1 protein-coding gene and 1 pseudogene are annotated in these 1383 nt (G+C 72.8%); both read left to right on the top strand.

The annotated features are described in order from the left end of the window. A pseudogene (locus B8460_RS22305) lies at positions 1-420 on the top strand (MFS transporter); the annotation flags it as partial. A 34-nt stretch (positions 421-454) separates the two neighbouring features. Continuing rightward, positions 455-1288, top strand: coding sequence for an enoyl-CoA hydratase/isomerase family protein (locus B8460_RS17265; protein WP_199445685.1), 834 nt, complete (start codon positions 455-457; stop codon positions 1286-1288). Positions 1289-1383 lie beyond the last annotated feature (95 nt).

Raw genomic sequence — 1383 nt, 5'->3', positions numbered from 1 at the left:
ATGGCCGGCGGCTGGGCGGCGGACCGCTTCGGCCGTCCCGCCGTCACCATCGTCGCGATGGCGGCAAGCGGCCTGTGCGCGGCTTGCATCGGCCAGCTCTATGGCGGCCCGGCGTGGCTGCTGCTGGCGGTCGGGCTCGTGTGGGGCGTCGCGGTGATCGCCGATTCGGCGCAGTTCTCGGCCGCCGTCGCGGAACTCAGCGAGCGGTCGCTGGTCGGCACGATGCTGACGGTGCAGACCTGCCTCGGCTTCCTGCTGACGCTCGGCAGCATCCAGCTCATCCCCGTCCTGGTCGGCTGGGTGGGGTGGCGCTACGCTTTCACCTTCCTGGCGATCGGGCCGGCCTTCGGCATCGTCGCCATGGCGCGGCTGCGCGGGGCCGTGGCGGCGGCACCCGTCGCCGGGCTGGCGTCGCGGTGAGACTGGCCTCGCCCTGAGCAACGGAGACGGCACGATGGGCGACGGCATGATGGACTTCACCACCATCACCTACGAGACGCTCGGCCCGGTCGCGCGCATCACCCTCGCCAGGCCCGAACGCACCAACGCGATCAACGCCGCGATGCTGGGCGAGCTCGACGCGGCCCTCGATGCGGCGGAGGCGGACGACGCGGTGCGCGCGGTGATCGTGCGCGGGGCGGGGGCGGCGTTCTCCTCGGGCTTCGACCTCAAGGAACAGATGGAGCGCCGGCCCACCGGCGTCGCGCAGTGGCGCCCCATCCTGCGCCGCGACTTCGACGTGCCGATGCGCTTCTGGCACCTGCCGAAGCCGACCATCGCGGCGGTGCGCGGACCCTGCCTCGCCGGCGCCTGCGAACTCGCACTCGCCTGCGACATCACCATCGCCGCCGAGGACGCGTTCTTCGGCGAGCCGGAGCTGAAGTTCGGCGCCGGCATCGTGGTGATGATCCTGCCCTGGATCGTCGGGCCGAAGCTTGCAAAGGAAATCATCCTGATGGGGCAGGACCGCATCGGCGCCGCGCGGGCGCGCGAGATCGGCATGATCAACCGCGTCGTGCCGGCCGACGACCTCGACGCGGCGGCGCTGGCGGCGGCGCGTCACATGGCGGCGATCGACCCCGCCCTGATGCGCGAGACCAAGCGCAGCATCAACCGCGCGATCGAGGCGCGCGGCATGCTGGATGCGCTCGAAGCCGCCCTCGCCTCCGACATGCTGATCGAGGGCGAGGGCTCACCCGACAAGGCGCAGTTCATGGACATCGCCCGCCGTGAGGGCCTGCGCGCGGCGCTGGCATGGCGCGACGCCCGTTTCCCGCCCGCGCCGTGACGCGCACCACGACCGGCGCGCTCGCCCGCCTGCTCGATGACGCGCTGTGCCGCGACGGCGCGGTGCTCGACCTCGCCCCCGACCTGGCTCCCCAC

This window comes from Acidisphaera rubrifaciens HS-AP3, from assembly GCF_000964365.1.
GTDB classification, from domain to species: Bacteria; Pseudomonadota; Alphaproteobacteria; order Acetobacterales; family Acetobacteraceae; genus Acidisphaera; species Acidisphaera rubrifaciens.
This window is presented reverse-complemented; position numbering and strand designations above follow the sequence as displayed.